Origin of the sequence: Thalassotalea euphylliae, assembly GCF_042682785.1 — a bacterium.
Classification (GTDB): Bacteria; Pseudomonadota; Gammaproteobacteria; order Enterobacterales; family Alteromonadaceae; genus Thalassotalea_F; species Thalassotalea_F euphylliae.
In genome coordinates this window covers 102772-123593 of sequence record NZ_JBHUIB010000012.1, presented here as the reverse complement: position 1 = coordinate 123593, position 20822 = coordinate 102772, and the positions used below count along the sequence as shown (strand labels likewise).

The following is a 20822-nucleotide window of genomic DNA, read 5'->3' as shown; positions in this document are numbered from 1 at the left end:
CCGTTAAGAGGCTAAGTCTTGACTGGCAGGGGTCAGCATCAATTGCTGATATTTCAGTCCTGCAAGCGTACGGTTATTCACTTGAAGCTTCTGCAAAATAGCAGAGACATGCTTTTTCACGGTTGTTTCTTTAATGTCCAAATCATAGGCGATTTGCTTATTAAGCTGGCCGTCTGCAATAAGTTGCAGCACCACATATTGCTGCGGCGTCAGCTGCGATAATTGCTCAGACAGCTGCATATGCTCAGACATAACCTCTTGGCTTTGTGCCATTCCATCATGCTCAGGCAACCACACTTCCCCTTGCAAAACGGTATTGATAGCTTCAGCAATCACGGATAAATCAGCTGATTTGGGGATAAACGCGGCTGCGCCAAAGCTAATCGCTTTTTGCATGGTCATCGCGTGATCATCAGATGACACCATAATCACCACAATATCTGGGTAATGGTTTCGTAGCTGGGCAAGCCCTGAAAAACCATCGTTGCCGGGCATATGCAAATCTAAAAAGACCACTTCAATACTGGGTGTTTGCTCAACAATCGTTAACAGCTCACCGAAGCTCTCCGCCTCTACAGTAGTCTCGCCTGCCAAACACTCGGCAATCGCATGTTTAAGGGCTGTGCGAAATAAAGGATGGTCATCCGCAATAGCGACTTTAGCTGCTGTCATACGTACTCCGTTTTATTTTCATTATGAAAAAAAGAGCCAGCGAAAGCCAGCTCAAACGTCATGCCTACAGAAAGGAACCGACATTAAAATTGGTAAGTCACCGTAAAACTAATGGTTCTCGGGTCACCAAAATAACCAATAAGCGTGTTATCACCACCCAGCCCCGGTAGGTAGCTACCATCATCTTGAGGTGCGACAAACTGGTAACCACCAATCATGTACTCTTCATCAGTAACATTCTTAGCGTGTAAGCCTGCGCTCCAGTTACCGTCGACGCCATACCAATTGATACCAAGGTTAAGCAAGCCGTAACCATCTTGTGTTAACAAACTATCTTCTTCGAACAGTACATAGTCATCACGGTAGTAGTAGCTAGCATTAAAGACAAAGTCACCATAACTGGATTCAACGGTGTAATCCGCACCTAGGTTAAAGGTGTAGTCTGGCGTGTTCGAGATAGTAAAGCTGTCTGACTTATCAAATGGCTCGCCATTTTCATCGTAATCAATCACCTCTTTAAACTCTGAGTCAATCGTGCCTATTGCCGCTGAAAGCAATAAGTTGTCTGTGGCTAAATAGGTCATTTCTATTTCGACACCAGTCGCGTCTGACTCACCAATATTGCCCAAACGTTGATTTAAGTCTGCTGCCGTTTCACCAGGTAGTACAGAGATGTATTGACGATCTTTGTGGTCTAAGGCAAATAACGTGACATTCGCACGCAATCGATTGTCTAACCATTCGCTTTTCATACCAATTTCAAACGAATCAACTTCTTCCGGATCTGCTGCTGGCTCTGCGGTAGTTGCACGCGGGTTAAAGGTACCTGACTTAAAGCCTTGAGCGAAACTTGCAAAGAACATCAAATCATCGTTAGCTTGGTATTCAACACCAAGACGCGGCGTGAATTTCGACCATTCTTCATCGTCATTAAGCACTTCAGGCACTAAGTCGCCTTCAGGCCTTACATAACCCGGTATCCAACCAGATTCTGGGTATACAGTATCGAAAATTAAGCCGTTATTTACGTAGGCATCTTTTTCATCTTTGGTGTATCGCGCACCAGCAGTGACTGACCACTTGTCGGTAAAGTCATAACTTAACTGTGCATAAACCGCCGTACTTTTTGAGTTGTTACAACCGCTGACTTCTCGGGTAAGGCCAGGTGCTCCCAGTGCATTGCCCAGTACTTCTAATATTGCTTCAAACTGACCACATGACTCACCGTCGTAGTAGTACAAACCAGACACGAACTTGTAGTTGTCACCGTAATTATTCAGCTGTAATTCGTGCGAGGTTTGCTCATCATCATAAATGGCTGGTACATCGAAAATACGTAGCGGCGTATTGTCAAAGTCGATATTGGTTGGCGAGTAGCTCTCTCTTGATGACGCCACATATTTCAAGCTGGTGTAATCTGAAATATCCCAACGCGCGGTGAAGCTTATACCTTCAAGCTCAACTTCGTTCCATGTTGGCAAACTGGTGTACGAGTCATAAACACTGTCAGGTACTGGCGCATCAGTAAGAATACTCGGCAATAAGCGATAGCCGCCTTTCGCATTCGAGTCATCTTCCGTTTTGTCATAATTTAAACGGAAAAATAGTTCGTCGGTCGGACGATATTCCAGTGTTGCACGATAGGCCATGACATCCTTGTTGTAGTTTTCCTTGTCTTGGCCAGGGAGGTCTGATTCAAGAAATTCACCAAAGCCATCGCGTTCAAGGCTAGCCACACCAAAGCCAAAGTAAAGTTGGTCTTCAATAATTGGCAGCTGTCCTGTCACTTTTAGGTCGGTTTGGCTGTAGTCACCCACGGTGCCTTGAATCTTAAATTCGGTGTCACCTGACATTTCTTTGGTGACGTATTTGATGGCACCACCTATGGTATTTTTACCGTATAAGGTACCTTGTGGACCGCGCAGTACTTCAACACGCTCAACATCAAGCAAGTCAAGCACAGCACCTTGTGGACGCGCCATGTAAACATCATCAATGTAGATACCCACACCCGCTTCATAGCCCCAAAGTGGATCTTGCTGACCAACACCACGGATAAACGCAGTAATTGTTGAGTTGGTGCCACGACTGCGCTGTAGTGTTGTGTTCGGAGAGAATTGCTGCACTTCAGTAATCACTTCAATACCGCGTTCAGAAAGTTCATCAGCACTAATGGAGGTTACCGCCACTGGCACTTCTTGAAGACTTTCGACTGACTTACGCGCCGTGACTTCAATTCTTTCTAGACCGGCATCAGCCTCTTGTTCAGCGTTAGCGTCTTGTGCGTTTACAGACTGGCTTGCAATAGCCGCTGTAATAGCAAAAGCAAGATAACTTTTTTTACTTATGCCTTGTTTCATACTCTTCCCCGATACTCTACTTTTATTTATTTAATTTTGTTTTTTGAGTGCAAGCTTGTTCACTGTTTTAAACTCTATATGATGAGTTCGAAAAAAGAATTTGTACTATAGTAGTATGCCACTCAAAAAACTTATAAATCATTGTTTACTAATATTTATTTTTATTATTTTCGATGTAAGACTGGCTATTTAGCTGTTGAAATTTGCCAAAAATCGATAATTTCTTTTGCGCTTGGCAACGGTGAATTCAGTAAAAATGGCGCTGCTTTGCCACCGTCTTCAACACCTTCCTTTACTGGCATGCCGTGACCCATGTTTTCAATCTCGACAAGCTCCACTTGTATACCGTTTTCATCTCCCCACACGGTCTTCGTCACACCGTCAGTTTTCACTTGCTTTGATGTTGATGACAGCTTGGCGAGGCGTCGCCATTGTTTTGCTAAATAGGTGGCGTTAGTAGGATTAACAACCTTGTCTTGATCGCCAGTCCACACCGATAAAGACGGCCAAGTGATGTTTTCATTGGGATGAAGCGCCGACACGGCCGATACCAGCTCTTCCACGGAATCAGATGGACCATTTCGCATACACGAAATCGCCTTGGTGAGATTATCTGCACAAGGGTACGGCAACCCAGCAACAACCGCGCCTGCCGCAAATTTTTCAGGATATTGTGACAACAAAGTGGCAGCCATTGCGCCGCCTGCAGACAAGCCAACCACGTATACGTTTGGCGTTTCAATGTTTTGTACCGCATGCTCAATCATATTGACCAAAGATTGCAGTTCACCGCTGCCTCGCGAAGTGTCTTTTGGAGAGAACCAGTTGAAGCAGTTTTTGATATTGTTTTGCTGGTGTTGCTGCGGTACCAACAAATTAAATGAGTGCTTGGCCGCCAGCCCTAAAAGGCCACTTTGTGTTGCTAGTTGTTCGCCATTTTGCACACAGCCATGCAGCAACACCACTAACGTGTTTGTCTTCAAAGGTGCTTGAAAGTAACTTGCCGTTAAATCGCCTGGGTTATCGCCAAAGTCGCTCATGGGTGAAAAGCCCGCCATGCTTTTTCCTGCCATGCAAAGCAAGCACAACGCGCCTAATATCTTTATGCTTTTGCGATATGTTTTACCTAATGTCATCTATCAGGGTGCTCCCTTTGTTGTACTACGAACTAAATGCTAAGAATTAAATGCTAAGAGTTTGCTTGTCTGTGTTTAAACGGGTGGTGAACGGTTTAAACGCCTACACGTTTATAATGGAAGGATTTCGACCGTTTAGACATGGCACTTTAGTGCTATACCCAAGCCTATTTCTAGCTAGATTTAGTCACGGCTAGTCTTGCTGGAACTGCGCACGCATCAGCGTCATAAAACGCTGCGCGGCCTGTGATAGCCCTTTGCGGTTTTTGGTAACAATACCGATATTGCGGCTAATTGCCGGTTCAACCACTTCGCAAAGCACCACGTTTTCTTGTTGAAGTTCATGAGCGAATAGCTTGGGTAAAACACTCACCCCCAAACCACTTGCCACTAATTTAGCGATGGTTAACAGCTGATTTGCTTCAATTTCTACGTTCAATGCTACGTCATGTACTTTAAGTGATTGCTCCACGACGTGGCGAATACTCGACGGCTTTTGCAAGGCGATAAATGGCTGCTGCGCAAGCGCCTGCCAAGACACCTCAGCTTGATTGGTTAATACATGGTCATGTGGAACAGCGGCAATAAAGTGGTCGGTAAACAAGGGCGTGAATACTAAATCGTCATGTTCTCCGGGATCGAACGTAATGGCCAGTTCCGCCCGTTCGGCTCTCACCATCTCTATCGCTTCCTCAGCGACAACATCGGATATTTTGATATTAAGCGTGGGATACTGATGTTTGAATTCAGTGAGATAAGACGACAAGTTCGCACTCGCAAAAGACGGCATTACGGCAACGTGCAGCACCCCTTTGTTGAGAAGAAATCGATTTCTCACTTCATCAAACGCATTTTCACTGTCCAGAAGAATACGCTCTGCGTCCGCTAAAAACTGTCGTCCTTCTGGGCTAAGCTCAATGGCTCGCGTTGTGCGGTGGAACAATTTCCCACCTATTTGCTCTTCCAAGTTCTTAATACTGATGCTGAGTGCAGGCTGTGAAATATGAAGTTGCTCGCAGGCTTTAGCAAAGCTACCTGCTTTTGCGACCACGACAAATGCCTCTAATTGTTTGTAGGTGATGTGATACTTCATGTGATTCTCTCGCTGTCAGCCCTATCACTTTTTATATTTAAAATATTTATCAATAACAATATTTTTTATATTTGATAAAAGAATCATCCTCCAACATCCTAAAAAATATCAAGACAACCAATAGGGTGTGACATGTCCGGAATTAAAGCAGAAACGAGTAAAGGGCTTAGCCAAGGATTTAATAAAGTCGTTAACAGCTACGAAGAGGCCATGGCTGGCCTTACAGATAATATGACCGTAATTGCTGGCGGCTTTGGTCTATGTGGCATTCCCGAAGGGCTGATAAAAGAAATTCAGCGTAAGAAAACCACTGGGCTCACTGTCGTTTCAAACAACTGTGGTGTTGATGATTTTGGCTTGGGTTTACTGCTTATCGACAAGCAAATCAAAAAAATGGTGTCGTCTTATGTTGGTGAAAATGCCTTATTCGAGCAGCAGTTACTTTCCGGAGAGCTTGAAGTAGAGCTGACACCGCAAGGTACACTCGCGGAAAAAATGCGAGCAGGCGGCGCTGGCATTCCGGCGTTTTATACCGCGACAGGCTACGGCACCTTGGTGGGTGAAGGTAAAGACACGAAAGCATTCGACGGTCGAATGTACATTTTAGAAGAAAGCATCACTGGTGATTTTGCCATCGTCAAAGCATGGAAAGCCGACAAATACGGCAACTTAGTATTTAGAAAAACCGCCAGAAACTTTAACCCGATGGCAGCAACTGCGGGCAAAATTACCGTAGTGGAAGTGGAAGAACTCGTTGAACCTGGCGAGCTAGACCCAGACGAAATTCACACACCGGGCATATATGTTAACCGTGTCATTAAAGGCACATTCGAAAAAAGAATTGAACAGCGTACCGTGCGCGCCGCATCGTAGAAGGAACACAAACATGGCTTTATCAAGAGAACAACTGGCAGTGCGTGTTGCGCAAGAACTTCAAGACGGTTACTACGTGAATTTAGGCATAGGTATTCCCACCTTAGTTGCCAACTACATTCCAGATGGCATGTCTGTCATGTTGCAGTCTGAAAACGGTTTATTAGGCATGGACGCCTTCCCTACTGAAGAGGAAGTTGATGCCGACCTCATTAATGCGGGAAAACAAACCGTAACCATGGCAACAGGTGCTTCACTATTCGACAGTGCTGAGTCTTTTGCGATGATTCGCGGTGGCCATGTCGACTTAACCGTACTAGGCGCCTTTGAAGTAGACGTTCAAGGTAATATCGCGTCATACATGATTCCCGGCAAACTGATTAAAGGTATGGGCGGCGCAATGGACTTAGTCGCAGGCGCTGAAAACATTATTGTCACCATGACCCACGCATCAAAACACGGGGAGTCTAAATTGCTCAATCAATGCAGCCTGCCATTAACGGGCAAAGGGTGTATTAAACGCGTACTCACCGACTTAGCACTTATCGATATCAAAGACGGCAAGTTTCATCTGGTAGAGCGCGCTCCCGGTGTATCGGTAGAAGAGATTATAAAACTTACTGCTGGTGAGCTAGTTGTGCCTGAGCACGTGCCTGAAATGCAGTTTTGATAAATGGTGTAGAGCTAATAGCTGCTCAAAGCATCAGCTATGAGCGAAAATCCGACATTGACCCGACATTACTGAGAATTATCAGTAAATCCCCAAGCTACACAAAATATTCCCTTAACATCATGAAATACTTAAATAAAAGCTGATTGATACAACGGGATATTACTATGAGGTCTCAGTAATATCTCCAAAAACGTAAATAATTGATTGTGTTTTGTTGTTAACGGATTGAATTACATTAGATTTCTGGTAGTTTAACTGGCTAATCGTGGACGGATATTACTGAGACGTCTACATAATATACTGTTATATTTATTCATAATACGGAGTTAAGATGATAAAAATACTTTCAATTGCAGTTATTGCATTTACTACTTTCAGCGCACCTGCAAATGCTGCAAAAAACCAACAGCCTGCAGGTGTTATAACTGAAAATATCGAGTGCGCCACAGCTAAGTCTTGCATGTTGCAATGTCGAGAAAGTTCTGCCAGAAATTGGGATAATATTAGCTCTGCCAACGACGGTATGAGTGTTAAACACTTTCCAAATGGCACAACAAAATATTACTTCAATAATCACGCTAAATCTAACTCAAGTGTATACGTAAATAAAAACACACTTATTTGTCGAATTATAAATCAAAAATAAATATAACAAGTTGCTCAAGCGGACAATCAACAGCTGGCTTTTGCTCGTCCCTCGCTAATCTTAGCCAGCTATTTTATTGCCGCTTAGCAAAGCGTTAGCAGTACTTTAAATTAGGTGTAAATTTCGACATGGAAGTTAAAAATATAATAGCAGAAGCCTTCTTCACTTTTAACAAGGATAAGATCTTGTTTATTAGGAATTTTTTACCCGCTTTGGTTACATTAATTGTTATAGGAATTGGGCTGTATTCAATCGATATTGAAAGCAAATTTTCTCCTGAATCGCAAGAGTTCGGCTATATACCTTTGTTATTTTTATGTATATTCGCCTTTTTAATAATATTAGCTAAATCTATCGTTCATACTCACAGATCATTCATTTTAAATGAACATGCCTCGATAAAAGAACTATTCAAATTAACAAGAAGAGATTTTCGTTTCATCAAAAAATTCATCGCACTGAATATAGTTATGATGTTGGTTGGTATTGTCATTATGGCTATGTTTGGTAAGTACTTAATTGAGTTGGCTCAGAGTACAGAAAATCAAGCAATTCTCTTTATTATTGGTTTAATTACAACCTTAATGACAGCGTATATTTGGTCGAGACTTGCGATTGTCTTGCCATCAGCAGCTCTAGATCATAGTTTATCTATTCAATCCGCTTGGAATATCTCTGACGACTACTCTGCAAAGCTATTTATAGGTGTGGGTTTATTACCAGTTATTACGGATTTAATTATTTCTTACTTGCCAAGCTTTGACTCTCACATTTACACGGCATCAATAGCTTTTGTCTGGGGTATTGTGGCAATTATTGAAATCGGCATATTGTCATTAATATACAAAGATATAACTGAAGACCAAGAAAGTACGGTGTAGGTACTGCTAACAAGTTACTCAAAAGGACGAAAAACGCTTGGCTTGCGCTCCTTCGTTGCTTATTTTAGCCAAACTATTTTTTACCGCTCAGCAAAGCGTTAAACTCAAAGGAATTCAATAAATGGATAATGAAATTAAGCCCTCTTTCAAAATTGCTTAGCGTATTTGGTGGAACATAACATGGAAAACCATAGTATTTGCAATCCCATTCTCTTTAGTAGGTGGTATGGTGGGAGCTATGGTTGGATTAGTTGTTACAGGAGGCAATGACCCTTTAGCAAACCAAATCGGTTCCATTACGTCTTATTTAGCAGCCATACCTGTCGCGATCTTAGTTATTAGCTCAAGTCTGAACGAGTCTTACGGAAAGTATCGAGTTTCTCTTTCGGAAGTTGAGGAACAAACAGAAGACATTACAAATAAAGAAACAACTGTTTCATAACAAGCCAACTAAGTGCGGGACTGCTACGGCTTGGTCCATTTTCTTCCACGTTTGGCACCAAGCAGATAGTTACTATTCTGCAATATCACCAAGCACTTCAGCCGCTGCTCTAAACGCTTCTTGTGCTGCGGGTGCACCTGCATAAACAGCGGAATGTAGCAGTACTTCTTGGATTTCTTCTTTGCTCGCACCAAGGTTTAGCGCGCCACGAACATGGCCTTTTAGCTCATTGGGCGCGCGCAATGCCGCAAGCATAGCAACAGTAACTAAGCTGCGCGTTTTTAGGTCAAGCCCATCCCTTTGCCACGTAGAGCCCCAACCATGCGCATTGATATAGTCTTGAAGCGGCTGTGTCAGTTCCGTGGCATTGGCTAACGCAGTATCGACAAACATATCGCCCATGACCTTACGGCGGGTTTTCTCACCATCACATATATCTGCAATATCGTTTGTATTGGTGATGTCAGTCATATTGGCTCCTCGAAACTATCAGCTATTTACGTATGGCACTACTGGGCCGTCCAAGCGCCATCCATAGGTAATGAAGCGCCGGTCATTGAGCGGGCGGCATCAGAGCAAAGAAACAAGATAAATTCGCCAATTTGTCTGGGGTCCATCATCTCAGGAAGTGGCTGCTTGGCCGTGACTAAATCATAACTGGCTTGCTCAAAGCTCACCCCATTTTTATCGGAAATATCTTGTATTTGCTGGTTGATTAATGGGGTGTCGACCCAGCCTGGGCAAATTGAATTGGCGGTAATGCCTTGTTCTGCACATTCCAGCGCGACCACTTTAGTTAACCCCACAATGCCATGCTTTGCCGCGCAGTATGCTGCCTTGTTGACTGATGCAACTAAGCCATGAACCGAGGCAATATTAATGATTCTGCCCCAACCGCTTGCTTTCATACTGGGTAAGCTTTGTTGAATAAGATAGAATGCCGCCGATAGGTTTACGGCGATAATGTCATTCCATTTTGACTCAGGAAACGTATCAACCGCTTCAGTGTGTTGAATACCGGCATTGTTGACTAGAATGTCGATACTACCTAGGCTGTCTTTGGCACGTTGACAGAAGGTTTTTATCGCCTCGGGGTTTCGCAAATCGGCGTTATCAAACAAAGCAGAAATACCGTATGACTGCTCAAATTTCTGCGCCAGCGCTTGGCCTTCTTCATCACTAAGCAAGCCGTGTAAGACCAAGTTCATGCCACTTTCTGCTAGCACGTGAGCTGTCGCTAAACCAATGCCACTGGTTGACCCAGTAATTAACGCGACCTTATTTTTTAACATAATGATTCCCCAATTTACGTGAATCATCAGTCTAAAAAATAATGGTGTAGTTTTAACTTGTACCTTAGTACCAGTTTATTGTTTCGGGCTAAAACTCGTGGTCATCAGTTGTTGATCATCAAAAACAAGCTGGTCGTAAACAGCAAATACTTGCTGGTCGTAACCGAGTTGCGTCACAAAGGCATTACTCGGCAAAGTTAAAGCAGTTGATTCCGACATATCCTGCAGATTGACTGATGAAATTGTTCTCGCTTGTTGCGTGCGATTAGCAAAATAGAGGCGTTGCCCGTTAACCATGGCTTGATGCGCTAGAATAGGCAATGCACTTCTCGGTAAACCGAATACTGAACTGACTTCTCCGGCTTGTGACTGCTTCATTAAATGGGCCGTAGCCATGTTGCCAAAGTAATGGTTCCCGGCGTCATCTTCTTGATAGAGCACACCAGCATTCAACGCTACGGTGGTCGCGGATTTATCCTCAAGTGATAGGAAATAGATGGCGTAACTGTCTTTCGTTGGCGAGCTGTAATAAATGCCGGACTTATCTTTTTTCCAGCTAAGCAGATGCGCTTTTTCAGGCAATTCAGCCGCTTGTATAATTTCTCTTTTTTCGATATCAAAAATACGAATGGCCGTTTTATTTAACGCAGAGAAGGCAAACGCAAGCAGCGATTCATCAGTTGAAACGATGGGGCGTTCTATCACATTGGCACTAACGTCTGTCAGCTTTTCCACTTTGCCTTGTGTCGCCTTCCAAAGCTCGTAGAAACCTGAACGGTTAGAGGCAAAAACTAGCGCTTTTTGCTGCGGCAGATATACAGCGTTCATATCAATAAGGTCGCTGTTCAGGTGTTTGGGTTCAATTGGCAAGCCCTCAATGCCAATATCAATGTTTCGCTTATTGCTTTGATAGACAAGTCGGTCTGTTGCTACATGATATTCCAGCGCTGAGACAACGTCTCCAGGAGTAGCGGCCACCGCATGCATTAATGACGATGTTGATAAATCTAATAGCCAAATACCCGATTTTCCTTGTCGTCGTGCCGACACCCACAACTGCCCTGTTGCTCCATTCGCAATAGAGAATACTTGGTCAAATTCGACATTCACGGGCTTAATACGTTGCTCAAAGATATCAAAGCGCTTCAACTGGGTATGCCCGTTTTCAGCAATGACTAAATAAAACACGTGATTCGTTTCTGCATCGAATACGGGTTGTCGAACATCTTTTAGGTCAGGCATATCGAGAAAACGCTGCTCTGCAATGTTAAAAATGGCAAAGCTTCGTTGCCTTCTGCCACCTTTATCCAACAACAGGAGCGTTGCATCGCTATTCAGTGCTAGCTTTCGTAAGAACGGGATAGAAAGCCCAAATGCTGTAGAGCTGCCATTTGCCTGCTCAAAACGTTGAATGTCACAGCTATTGGTTTCGCACATGCCATAAATAAAGTCGTTATTGTTTAGTAACACAGGCGAGACGATTCGGTTGTCAGATGTAAGCACAACCTGTTGCTGCTGAGTGGCGAGAGTTTTGATAACAACAACGTATTGGTCATCTTGCTGAGCAGCGAAAATAAGTTGTTCGCCATTAGCGGAAAAGCTCGCTTGCCCAACACGTTGATAATTATGGCTAAGTAGCGTTGTTTCAGCGCTCACATTTTGCTGAGTGTGTTGCCCCTCGAATTCTTTGTTCAACAGCATCCACGCAAATGCAAAAACAACTAACGTTAGGCCAAACAACATCACGTTAGTATTTATTTTGCGTTTTACTTCAGGAGCAGATTGCTGGTCGCTTGGTTCTATTTTTTGGATGTTTTCCGGCAAGGAAACAGGGTGAATAAAGCAATACCCTTTGCGAGTTACTGTACTGATATATTGAGGTGATTTGGCGCTATCGTTGAATATTTTGCGCAGTTCAAAAATAGCTCGGGTGATAACTTCTTGCCCTAGAGTTTGTCCGGGCCAAAGGGCATCCAAAAATTCTTGCTTACTGACCACCTTGTCGGGATGTTCACACAGGTAGCAAAGCACTTCCATGATCTTAGGTTCAATGGAAAATTCTTTATCTTTCAACGTGATTCTGTTGTGTGATGGTTCAACAATATAGTCACCAACCAAGAACTTACTCTTTCCCTGCATGTGTTCTAACCGCTTGTTTTTATTTGTTAAATAATTCCATCAGATTTCCATTATCCTTGCATCATTGCAGATATTCAATGTTCGCTTTAGAAAAGTGCCTAACTTTCATCAAAAGAGTACCAACCATGAAGAAACTGGGACTAGGCCTTTTTACACTGAGTACAATGACAGCAGCATTGGCTGCCGATATCGACATTACGATAGCAGGCAGCGGAACAGTAAACGCCAAAGAAGCTGAGATCACTTGCCAAGAAAACTGCAGCATTGCCAATGAACTTGCGGTTAATACGTTAATACCAACCAGTACCTCAAATAGCGAATTTGAGGGTTGGAGTGGCCAACGATGTGACGCTGGTAATGGTATGTTGTTCAATACTGAGTTTAATACCTTTAGCGGTGTAACAAATGGCGCTAAAACACTAGCCAAAGCTGATATTGATTCTGATGGTCATCATGACTTGGCGTACATCAGCCTGTTTGATGGGCAAATAGGCACACTCACTAATAATGGTAATGGCAGTTTTGACAAAACCATTTTAGACACCAATTTGAACTACCCGGCAGCACTGGCGTTTTATGATTGGAACAATAATGGCCATCAAGATCTGTTGGTGACTGAATATGGTGCCAATGTGATCAAGTTGTACAGCAACAGTGGAAGTGGCCAATTTACTTTTACGAAAGATATTGTTGTATCCGGCACACGCGCTTATGGCTTGGCGGTTGCAGACATTAACCAAGATAATTCGCCTGACTTAGCTATTTCTTCATTCACAGCAAATACAGGTGGCAACTTGGCTGACCTTGTTAGCAGTATTAGAAATGAGAAAACAGGCTGGTTCGTCAACAATGGGCAAGACGAGTTTTCAGCCAGTGTTGAAGTATCTAGCCTTGCTGCCATAACGCTGGATGCATATGTTGATGAGGCGACGAATAGTGTCGAATTGGCCACTGCAGAAATTACTACCGGTGACGTGTCGCTTTATGCACTAAGCAGAGAATCCATGGAGGTAACCAAAACTGCAGTCGCTAGCGGTTCGAACGCTTACGGTGTTGCCCTCAGTGATATAGACGACAATGGTACTATTGATGTGCTCTCTAGCCACTACCGCCCCTCTGTTTTAAAACTTGCAACTCGCACTGAGAGTGGCTTTGGCGAGGCTGAAGTATTTAGCGGCTTCGGTGACGGCGTTACAGCAACGGCTATGTTAGATATGAATAATGATGGATATCAAGACATAGCAACCGGTATTTTTAATACCAATGTGTTCACCTTTGCGACGAGTAAGGGGTACAACGAATGCATCATTACTGGCGATGCTAAAACCTCGGTTACCGCAAATTTCACATCAAGCCAAACAAGCGGTGGAAATACCAGTGGTCAGTCTGCATCTAGCAGTTCGTCAGGAGGCGGTTCTGGTGGTGGCAGCATGCCATTTGCTCTATTGGCTGCCCTATCTCTTGTTATGTTAGTGCGCAAGCTAAAATAGCGGTAGGTTCTTGTTAAGATGGGCTCTGCTAAAAACTATTATCTCCCCGTTTTAGCAGAGCTTCTGATGATTATAAGTGATACTAGGTCAATTTAAATTGGGCTAACTGCTTAGCTAAGTCATCAGCCAATTCAGACAAACTGCTTGCCGCCTGCGCCGCTTGATGCGCTGAATGTAGAATAGTATCCGCACCTTTTGAGATGTTCTCGGTATTTTCATCTATATGGCCAAGCATACTGTTTTGCTGAGTAACTGCTGCTGAGATTTGGTCGGTACCTTCAACAATGTTATTCACAGATTGTGTAATTTCGTGGAACGAGGCTGACACTAGCTCGGTTTGTTTAACACCTTTATCTGCCTGCTCTACGCCCTGCGTCATCGCCTGAACAGATTCTTGTGTACCTTGTTGCAACTTCTCAATAATGGCTTGAATTTCTCCGGTAGCATCTTGTGTTTTACCAGCTAGGTTGCGTACTTCATCTGCAACCACGGCAAAACCTCTGCCCTGCTCACCAGCCCGCGCCGCTTCGATTGCCGCATTCAGTGCAAGAAGGTTCGTTTGATCGGCAATTTCACGTATAACGCTAACAAACTGTGCAATTTCTGTGGTGTTGCCGGCCAGGGTATCAATGACCTGAGCCGTTGAATTTACTTCTTTCGAGATATCTGTAATGACGGCCGCTGTATCCGAGATAATTTGCTGACCGCCGTTAACATGTTCGCTAGCTTCGTGAGTCACTTCACGGGCATTGTCTGTATTTGTGGCAATCAATTGTACTGACTGAGAAAGCTCGGTAATTGCCGCAATAACCCCATGCGTGTTCTCTTGCTGGTCAGCAACCTGATGTTCCATGTTATCGGTCATTTGGCGAATATTAGTGGTGTCGTGATCAAGCTTTTCAATATCTGTTTGTACAAGCTGTAGCAACGCTTTTACTTTACCCTGCATTTGAACAAAGCTATTGGTGATATCACCAAATTCATCCTTGCTATCTGTCGATAATGCTTGAGAAAAATCACCATCGCCCATTGTTGTTGCAGCGCGCTGCAATTCAGCAGCATTTGATTTAATTGACCAATAAATCACAAACAACAGTGCTGCAATCAGCAGAACACCAAAGGTAAGTAATACGCCTAAAATCCAAAGTGAACTGACTTGACTAGACTTAGCTGCTTGCAGTCTTTCCGTTAGCATTTTATTAATGGTCGCTTCTACATCTACAATTGCAGACAATGCAGGCTCGACAGCACGTTTACTATCGTTCACTGACCATTGAATGCTGTCAGGGTTAATAACGTCACTTGTTAACGAACGTTGGAAGCTATCAATATTGGTAATAACACTGTCGAGTTGATTAGCAAGTTTCTGCGCAGTAGCTTTATCTACACGCTCTAATTGCATTTCAGACTTATCAAATTGATTTTGAATTTCATCAATACGGTTGTTTAACGATACAAGTAAGGTATAAGAGGCTGCATTAAAGCCGTCGCTGTTAATGATGTTGGTGGCAAGGTAACCTGTTCGAGCGACGTACTCCTGCAATGCTGGTAAACGCAAACGGCCTAATTCTGATAAATAGAAAATACTCGCATCACCCTCTCGGCTCAATCCTGTAATTGCCGCGATATTTTCACGCAACGACAAGGTTAATTCATAAATATCGGCAACGTTAGTCAATGAAATATCAGTTGAACTGAGCTGGTGCTCGCTTAATAGTTGTTGAAGTTGGCCAACCTTTGCTTTCACCGGCGATAAAAGCGCTTGTTGTTTAATGGCTTTAGCTAACGCAGTTGCGGTACTGCGCGCCTGTCCAATGTTGTCGGCTGAATAAATCGATTGCTCAATAGCAATTAATTGCTCTATTAACTGGTGCCCAACAAGTTCTTGGCTTAGTAATTCAATCTTGCTTCGTTGCCCTTCCACAATCCACAAAAACGCGGCAATCAAGGGGATAAAGAATACAATGGCAAGCAAAGTAAACTTGGTTTTAAACCGAAACTGATTTGTCGCAGCGCTCAGCGCACTAATTAATGAATTCATAGACTTCCCAACAAGTTAGCTAACAACAGTAATGTGACCTTACCCGTTGTAATATACTTTCACGCACATTGGAATGATTTTATATCGAATATAACTTTCGGGTACTTTGGAAAAGGCTTAAAGTGGCGTAAAATATGCCAAGGTAAATGGTGCAGTTTGCTGTCGCACACTCTCTCCCCCTATTAATAAGGACCCTTAATGCCCGTTTTACCTGCTCGCTTTAATACCCCTCAACATCTGTTACTTGCCATGGCGTTTATTATGCCACTGGTCTTCTCAATCTGGATGGTATTGCTCAATAACTTTGTCGTCGAGAAAGCCGCCTTTACCGGTAAAGAGATCGGTATATTACAAAGTTTACGTGAAGTACCCGGCTTTTTAGCCTTTACCGCAGTGTACGTTCTACTGTTCATAAAAGAACAAAAGTTTGCGCTATTATCACTTGCCATTACCGCCATCGGCGTAGCTATTACCGGCTTTTTCCCCAGCGCTTTTGGCTTGTACATTACTACCGTCATTATGAGTATAGGTTTTCATTATTTCGAGACAGTGAATCAATCACTGACACTTCAATGGATTAAAAAAGACGAAACCGCGCACTTTATGGGCAAAATGCTGTCAGCCAAGTCGATCGCATCGCTACTGGCTTTTTCTAGTGTGTGGTTGTTAATGGACCAGTTTGCGTGGTCTTATCAAGCAACATATGCCTTGTTTGGCGGCTTGGCCTTAATACTGGTTGTTTTACTTGCGTTAACCTTTAAGCAATTTCCATCGCCAACCGAACAGCACAAGAAGCTCATACTTAGAAAGAAGTATTGGTTATTTTATTTACTCACGTTTTTCTCAGGCGCGCGCCGACAAATATTTGTTGTGTTTGCAGGCTTCTTGATGGTTGAAAAGTTTGGTTATAGCGTGGCAGAAATTAGCGCGCTATTCCTTATCAACTATGTGTTTAATTGGCTATTTGCCCCAACCATCGGCAAGTTCATAGGCAGAGTTGGTGAGCGTAAAACGTTGATATTTGAATATACCGGCTTGGTGCTATTGTTTATCGCCTACGGACTGGTTGAAACGGGCTACATTGCCGCCATTTTATATGTGGTTGACCACCTACTTTTCGCACTGGCTATTGCCATTAAGACCTACTTCCAGAAAATTGCAGAGCCGGAGGATATTGCCGCGAGTGCAGGAGTTAGTTTCTCGATAAACCATATTGCCGCTGTGGTAATTCCAGCATTGCTTGGTGTTGTTTGGTTAACAAATCCTAGCTGGGTGTTTTTCGTTGGCGCCGCTTTCGCGGCATGTTCATTAGTACTGTCGTTTTTAGTGCCAAGTTCGCCTCAACAGGGTGTTGAATGGCGCTTTAAGTCTCTGGCGAGCGAACCGTCTCATTAAGAATTAGCTTGATCGTCTGCTCCATCCATTGGTGGGCAGGCGAATTCGCCACCCGTTCATGACTGATTAAAAACAGTGCCACTTGTTGTTCTTCCGGCAAACTGAACTGATAAATAGGGACTAGTTTGGCTCGCTGCTCAGACGCAACGGTCAATGCGTCAAAACCAACATATAAAGAATCAGTGTTGGCAACCACACCCAGCAATGAGTTTAGTTGGTAGCTTTGAAAAATAACCTTTTTGCGGCTGTCACCGCTAAATAATCGTTCATTCAACGGGTGCTTAATGTGCATATCAACACTGGCATCAACCTTCAGTTCAACAAAGTTGAATGACAAACAGTCATCCAGTGTCACATGAGACCGCAGTGTCAGTGGGTGACCAATTCGACCATATATTGCTGGTGAAAACTCTCCTAAACTATGTACTGCATACTGGCCTCCCTCAGGCGCTATAATATGCAATGCAAAATCAACGGTGCCATCTTCAAGCCATTTCGTTGGTACAATCGGTAAAGGATGTTCTTCAATGGCAATATTAGGCGCATGCTGTTGCAAATACGTAATTAACGGCACACTTGCTAACTGACTGATAATTGGCGGCATTGATATCGAAAACGTCCTCTCTGCAGTTTCCGGATGAAAATCAGGGGGCTCAATAATGCTAGACAAATTCGCTAACACTTTCGGCAACATTAGCTCTAGTTCAAGCGCTCTGGCGGTAGGTGTTATTCCCCTGCTTGTTCGATGAAACAGCGGATCATCAAATAAGTCGCGTAATCGCTGTAGCGTTCGGCTCATTGCTGATTGCGATAAGTAGAGCATTTCAGCTGCTTTGCTTACGTTACGCTCTCTCAACAACACACTTAAAGACACCAACAAATTCAAATCAATGCGCGACAAGCGCTGCTCGATATCGGCCACTTTTTCTTCCTTACGGTTTTACACATTGCCATGCTCTCAGTATAGGGTGATATGCACACAATGCATAAGTTCAATGCGAAAGAGTCATTGGCCTGCATAAAAAACGGCGACTACTATACGAATACAACGATTTATTAACGTACTTCTTAGGAGTAATGAATATGAAAAAATCTGTATTTGTCGCTTTACCACTAGCGTTGATAGTAAGTGCATGTTCGACTACCTATGCCCCAAAAACAGACTACAGCAACAGTTACAACTTCGCCGAAGTCGACAGTTTTGCCGTGATTGGCGACGAGCATATTAAAAACCCGTTATTAAGTGATATTGACCGCAGCCGTTTGAATAACGCTATTGAAGACTCGCTTGAACAAGCGGGTATTGAAGAAGCCTCTGAAAACGAAGCCGATGTGCTGGTTAGCTACTTTGTCGTGACCAAAGATAAGACCAAGGTCTACAGTACGCATACGGGTGGTTACTATGGTCGTTACGGCTATAGTGCTGCAGACAGTCAGCAAATTCACACCCGAAATTATGTTGAGGGAACACTCATTGTGGATGTTATCGACCGAGAATCTATGCAATCGGTGTGGCGCAGCACGCTGCAAAAACCAATCAAGCATTACGATAATACAGCCGAACGTGAAGCAGCCATTAACCAAGCCATTTCAAGCATGATGTCGACCATGCCTGCAGCATAATTAAAGAGAAATGATGATGAAAAAACTAATAACACTAGGCTTAATGTTGCTGTCTGCTAGTGTGACAGCTAACGCTACCGCCAATATAGAGTTAAACCAGCAACAGCGCTACGACGTAGAGCAATTGTTGGCCGACTCTGGAGCAAAGTCTTTATACTTGACACGAGAATGTGGTGTCGCTATCGATGCAAACAAATTCAAAGAGCTTGCCGATATCAAGGCGATGTCTGAGGGTTACCCTAGTGCGCAAGGGGTGAACTGGAAAAAGATAAAACGCAATGCACATGCAGGCTATAAAGCTATGCAATTAGATGCCCCAAAAGGCGAGCTATGCACCACCCTAACTCGAGGAAATGAAAACAAATACCAATGGGTAAAAGATATTGCCCCTGAAACACATCAAGCCGCTGAATAGCGGCTTGATGCTCATCGATTGATATCAGAGTCGTTCTAGTCAAACAGGTAGGTTATGCCTATCCCTGGGCCAGACACTTCCATGTCATAGATAAAACCATTATCAGCATAATCAATCGTCATGTATCGGTAGAAGTATTTCATTGACCATTGCCTAGACAATTGATGATGCAGAGTAATATTCACCATTTGATTTTCACTAGGCTCGTCGTCAAAGCCACCGACTTCTGCTCTACCCTGCAAGCGTAACCCATTGTTAAAGTTATACTGCATGTGGACGCCGACAAACATATCCACAAAGTCGTCACCGACAGTTGTTTGAGTAATGGTACCGCCTAAATCCGACACAAGCGCTAAGTCTGCCTCTAGATCTAAGTAACGCGCACCTACATAGCCAAACCCGATGACATTTTGCGTTTCAAATAATCGGTAACCAACGCCAGCATCCCAAAGCGAACCTTTGATTTCAAGCTCACCATCAACATCCACATTACCTGTAGGACCTGATGCCACACTTTGATCGTCGGTTACTTTCAGGTAAGTAAACTCTGTAAACAACAACCAGTCGCCATTGTGCGCTGACAAATTAAACATGGTACCGACTTCAAGATGATCCGCTAAATCTTGGAAGGAAATATCAACATCCGTAACAGACTCGAAACGCTCACCGCTGTCAGTTTCAATAAAAGCCCCTGTAGAACCTTTGTTCGCAGCAGCCCATATATAAGGCGTAAGCTCGACGGTCCAAGGGGAGTTTGCATTGGCGGCACAAGCCGAAAACAAACAAACGGCTGCAAGCGTAGTGGTCATAAACTTCATACGTCATTCCTTCGTAAAATCAGTGCAGTAACGTCTATATTACTGAAGTTGATTAAATTTTGACTAATTTCTTGCCTTTACCCAAGGTTTTTTCGTAATTTGGATAATAAGCATACAACAAGCATAGTAAGTTATTGCAATTACGACATAATTTTATAAATACATAATCTTATTTTTCATACAACGAGCATAAATTTTGAGATATGTGTCACACTCATAACTCAGATGCGTATATGTAATTGGATGTAATATAAAGCTGTTATTACACTAGATGTACAAGGTCTGACCAGTGGTTAGGCAATACAAAGTAATGTGAGTCCCAAGTGGGATGTGGAGCGTGAAATGAGTACACATTTAGTCGACAAACCACCACGTAGCATTGCCACCAAAATAGCTAAAGCCATTGGTGTCATTGCAGCCATCGTGATTATTTCAAAAGCGTTTTCATTTTTGGGCGCTATTCACGGAAAAACACTTCCAGAATCTTATTTTTCTAACGGTTACCCAACCATTATCGGATTACTCAACTCAGAAGTGTTTATGGGGTTAATTTTCCTCGTCACCTTATCTATTTTTGCCTACGTGGCCTATCTGTTATGGCAATTGCACGAAGTAGCCGTTCATAAAGCGGAAGGTGCCGGTTCCCCTCATATCCAATTAGTATTTGCACTGTCGCTGTGTGGTCTATTTATTGATAAAACCTGGTGGGTACTGGCGATTATCATTGCGTTCACCAGTTGGGGACATATTGCGCACTCACTCTCTCGGATTGTTCGTGGTGAAGTAAGCGCACCGCAAACAACGGATACCAAAAAAGAAGGGGAGCACTAGTC

At 43.4% G+C, this 20822-nt stretch carries 20 protein-coding genes; 10 read left to right on the top strand and 10 right to left on the bottom strand.

Annotation, left to right across the window (positions count from 1 at the left end; genetic code table 11):
- Positions 1-3: 3 nt before the first annotated feature.
- The 4 genes from ACFSJY_RS15080 to ACFSJY_RS15065 form a co-directional block, all read right to left on the bottom strand.
- Positions 4-672, bottom strand: coding sequence for a response regulator (locus ACFSJY_RS15080; protein ID WP_386035979.1), 669 nt, complete (start codon positions 670-672; stop codon positions 4-6).
- 83 nt (positions 673-755) lie between these two features.
- Positions 756-3032 (bottom strand): TonB-dependent receptor, encoded by a 2277-nt coding sequence (locus ACFSJY_RS15075; protein ID WP_386035976.1) that lies wholly within the window; start codon positions 3030-3032, stop codon positions 756-758.
- Between the two features lie 185 nt (positions 3033-3217).
- Complete coding sequence (locus ACFSJY_RS15070; RefSeq protein ID WP_386035973.1) at positions 3218-4090, bottom strand: extracellular catalytic domain type 1 short-chain-length polyhydroxyalkanoate depolymerase; 873 nt, start codon at positions 4088-4090, stop codon at positions 3218-3220.
- 271 nt (positions 4091-4361) lie between these two features.
- A complete protein-coding gene (locus tag ACFSJY_RS15065) occupies positions 4362-5261 on the bottom strand; it encodes a LysR family transcriptional regulator (RefSeq protein ID WP_386035970.1) in 900 nt (299 codons plus the stop codon).
- Between the two features lie 132 nt (positions 5262-5393).
- Between ACFSJY_RS15065 and ACFSJY_RS15060 the strand changes: the two genes are divergently transcribed.
- From ACFSJY_RS15060 to ACFSJY_RS15040, 5 genes are all read left to right on the top strand, one after another.
- Entirely contained in the window at positions 5394-6134 is a 741-nt protein-coding gene (locus tag ACFSJY_RS15060) for a CoA transferase subunit A (RefSeq protein ID WP_386035967.1), read from the top strand.
- Positions 6135-6147: 13 nt separating this feature from the next.
- Entirely contained in the window at positions 6148-6804 is a 657-nt protein-coding gene (locus ACFSJY_RS15055; RefSeq protein WP_386035964.1) for a 3-oxoacid CoA-transferase subunit B, read from the top strand.
- Positions 6805-7138: 334 nt separating this feature from the next.
- Positions 7139-7453 (top strand): hypothetical protein, encoded by a 315-nt coding sequence (locus ACFSJY_RS15050; protein WP_386035960.1) that lies wholly within the window; start codon positions 7139-7141, stop codon positions 7451-7453.
- A 128-nt stretch (positions 7454-7581) separates the two neighbouring features.
- A complete protein-coding gene (locus tag ACFSJY_RS15045) occupies positions 7582-8334 on the top strand; it encodes a hypothetical protein (protein WP_386035958.1) in 753 nt (250 codons plus the stop codon).
- Positions 8335-8560: 226 nt separating this feature from the next.
- Complete coding sequence (locus ACFSJY_RS15040) at positions 8561-8776, top strand: hypothetical protein (RefSeq protein ID WP_386035955.1); 216 nt, start codon at positions 8561-8563, stop codon at positions 8774-8776.
- Between the two features lie 72 nt (positions 8777-8848).
- On the opposite strand, the gene ACFSJY_RS15035 is transcribed toward ACFSJY_RS15040, so the two are convergent.
- The 3 genes from ACFSJY_RS15035 to ACFSJY_RS15025 form a co-directional block, all read right to left on the bottom strand.
- Positions 8849-9247, bottom strand: a complete 399-nt coding sequence (locus ACFSJY_RS15035; RefSeq protein WP_386035952.1) for a carboxymuconolactone decarboxylase family protein — start codon at positions 9245-9247, stop codon at positions 8849-8851.
- A 38-nt stretch (positions 9248-9285) separates the two neighbouring features.
- Positions 9286-10068 (bottom strand): 3-hydroxybutyrate dehydrogenase, encoded by a 783-nt coding sequence (locus tag ACFSJY_RS15030; protein WP_386035949.1) that lies wholly within the window; start codon positions 10066-10068, stop codon positions 9286-9288.
- 75 nt (positions 10069-10143) lie between these two features.
- Complete coding sequence (locus tag ACFSJY_RS15025) at positions 10144-12207, bottom strand: winged helix-turn-helix domain-containing protein (protein WP_386035946.1); 2064 nt, start codon at positions 12205-12207, stop codon at positions 10144-10146.
- Between the two features lie 125 nt (positions 12208-12332).
- On the opposite strand from ACFSJY_RS15025, the gene ACFSJY_RS15020 reads away from it, so the two are divergent.
- The gene (locus ACFSJY_RS15020; RefSeq protein ID WP_386035943.1) at positions 12333-13697 is read left to right on the top strand and encodes an FG-GAP repeat domain-containing protein; all 1365 of its coding nucleotides are present in this window, start codon (positions 12333-12335) and stop codon (positions 13695-13697) included.
- 82 nt (positions 13698-13779) lie between these two features.
- Here the strand turns inward: ACFSJY_RS15020 and ACFSJY_RS15015 are convergent, their stop codons facing one another.
- Positions 13780-15738 (bottom strand): methyl-accepting chemotaxis protein, encoded by a 1959-nt coding sequence (locus tag ACFSJY_RS15015; protein ID WP_386035940.1) that lies wholly within the window; start codon positions 15736-15738, stop codon positions 13780-13782.
- A gap of 198 nt (positions 15739-15936) precedes the next feature.
- Here ACFSJY_RS15015 and ACFSJY_RS15010 point away from each other — a divergent pair, with 198 nt between their 5' ends.
- A complete protein-coding gene (locus tag ACFSJY_RS15010; RefSeq protein WP_386035937.1) occupies positions 15937-17133 on the top strand; it encodes an MFS transporter in 1197 nt (398 codons plus the stop codon).
- On the opposite strand, the gene ACFSJY_RS15005 is transcribed toward ACFSJY_RS15010, so the two are convergent.
- Positions 17102-18055 (bottom strand): LysR family transcriptional regulator, encoded by a 954-nt coding sequence (locus tag ACFSJY_RS15005; RefSeq protein WP_386035934.1) that lies wholly within the window; start codon positions 18053-18055, stop codon positions 17102-17104. The two genes, ACFSJY_RS15010 and ACFSJY_RS15005, sit on opposite strands and share 32 nt — an antisense overlap.
- A 161-nt stretch (positions 18056-18216) precedes the next feature.
- On the opposite strand from ACFSJY_RS15005, the gene ACFSJY_RS15000 reads away from it, so the two are divergent.
- Together ACFSJY_RS15000 and ACFSJY_RS14995 are read left to right on the top strand one after the other, a co-directional pair.
- Positions 18217-18756: a DUF4136 domain-containing protein gene (locus ACFSJY_RS15000; protein ID WP_386035931.1), complete on the top strand. Its 540-nt coding sequence runs from the start codon at positions 18217-18219 to the stop codon at positions 18754-18756.
- A gap of 13 nt (positions 18757-18769) precedes the next feature.
- Positions 18770-19171, top strand: coding sequence for a hypothetical protein (locus ACFSJY_RS14995; RefSeq protein ID WP_386035928.1), 402 nt, complete (start codon positions 18770-18772; stop codon positions 19169-19171).
- 35 nt (positions 19172-19206) lie between these two features.
- Here the strand turns inward: ACFSJY_RS14995 and ACFSJY_RS14990 are convergent, their stop codons facing one another.
- On the bottom strand, positions 19207-19989 hold the full coding sequence (locus ACFSJY_RS14990; RefSeq protein WP_386035925.1) for a hypothetical protein: 783 nt from the start codon (positions 19987-19989) through the stop codon (positions 19207-19209).
- Positions 19990-20331: 342 nt separating this feature from the next.
- Between ACFSJY_RS14990 and ACFSJY_RS14985 the strand changes: the two genes are divergently transcribed.
- Positions 20332-20820, top strand: a complete 489-nt coding sequence (locus tag ACFSJY_RS14985; protein WP_386035922.1) for a hypothetical protein — start codon at positions 20332-20334, stop codon at positions 20818-20820.
- Positions 20821-20822 lie beyond the last annotated feature (2 nt).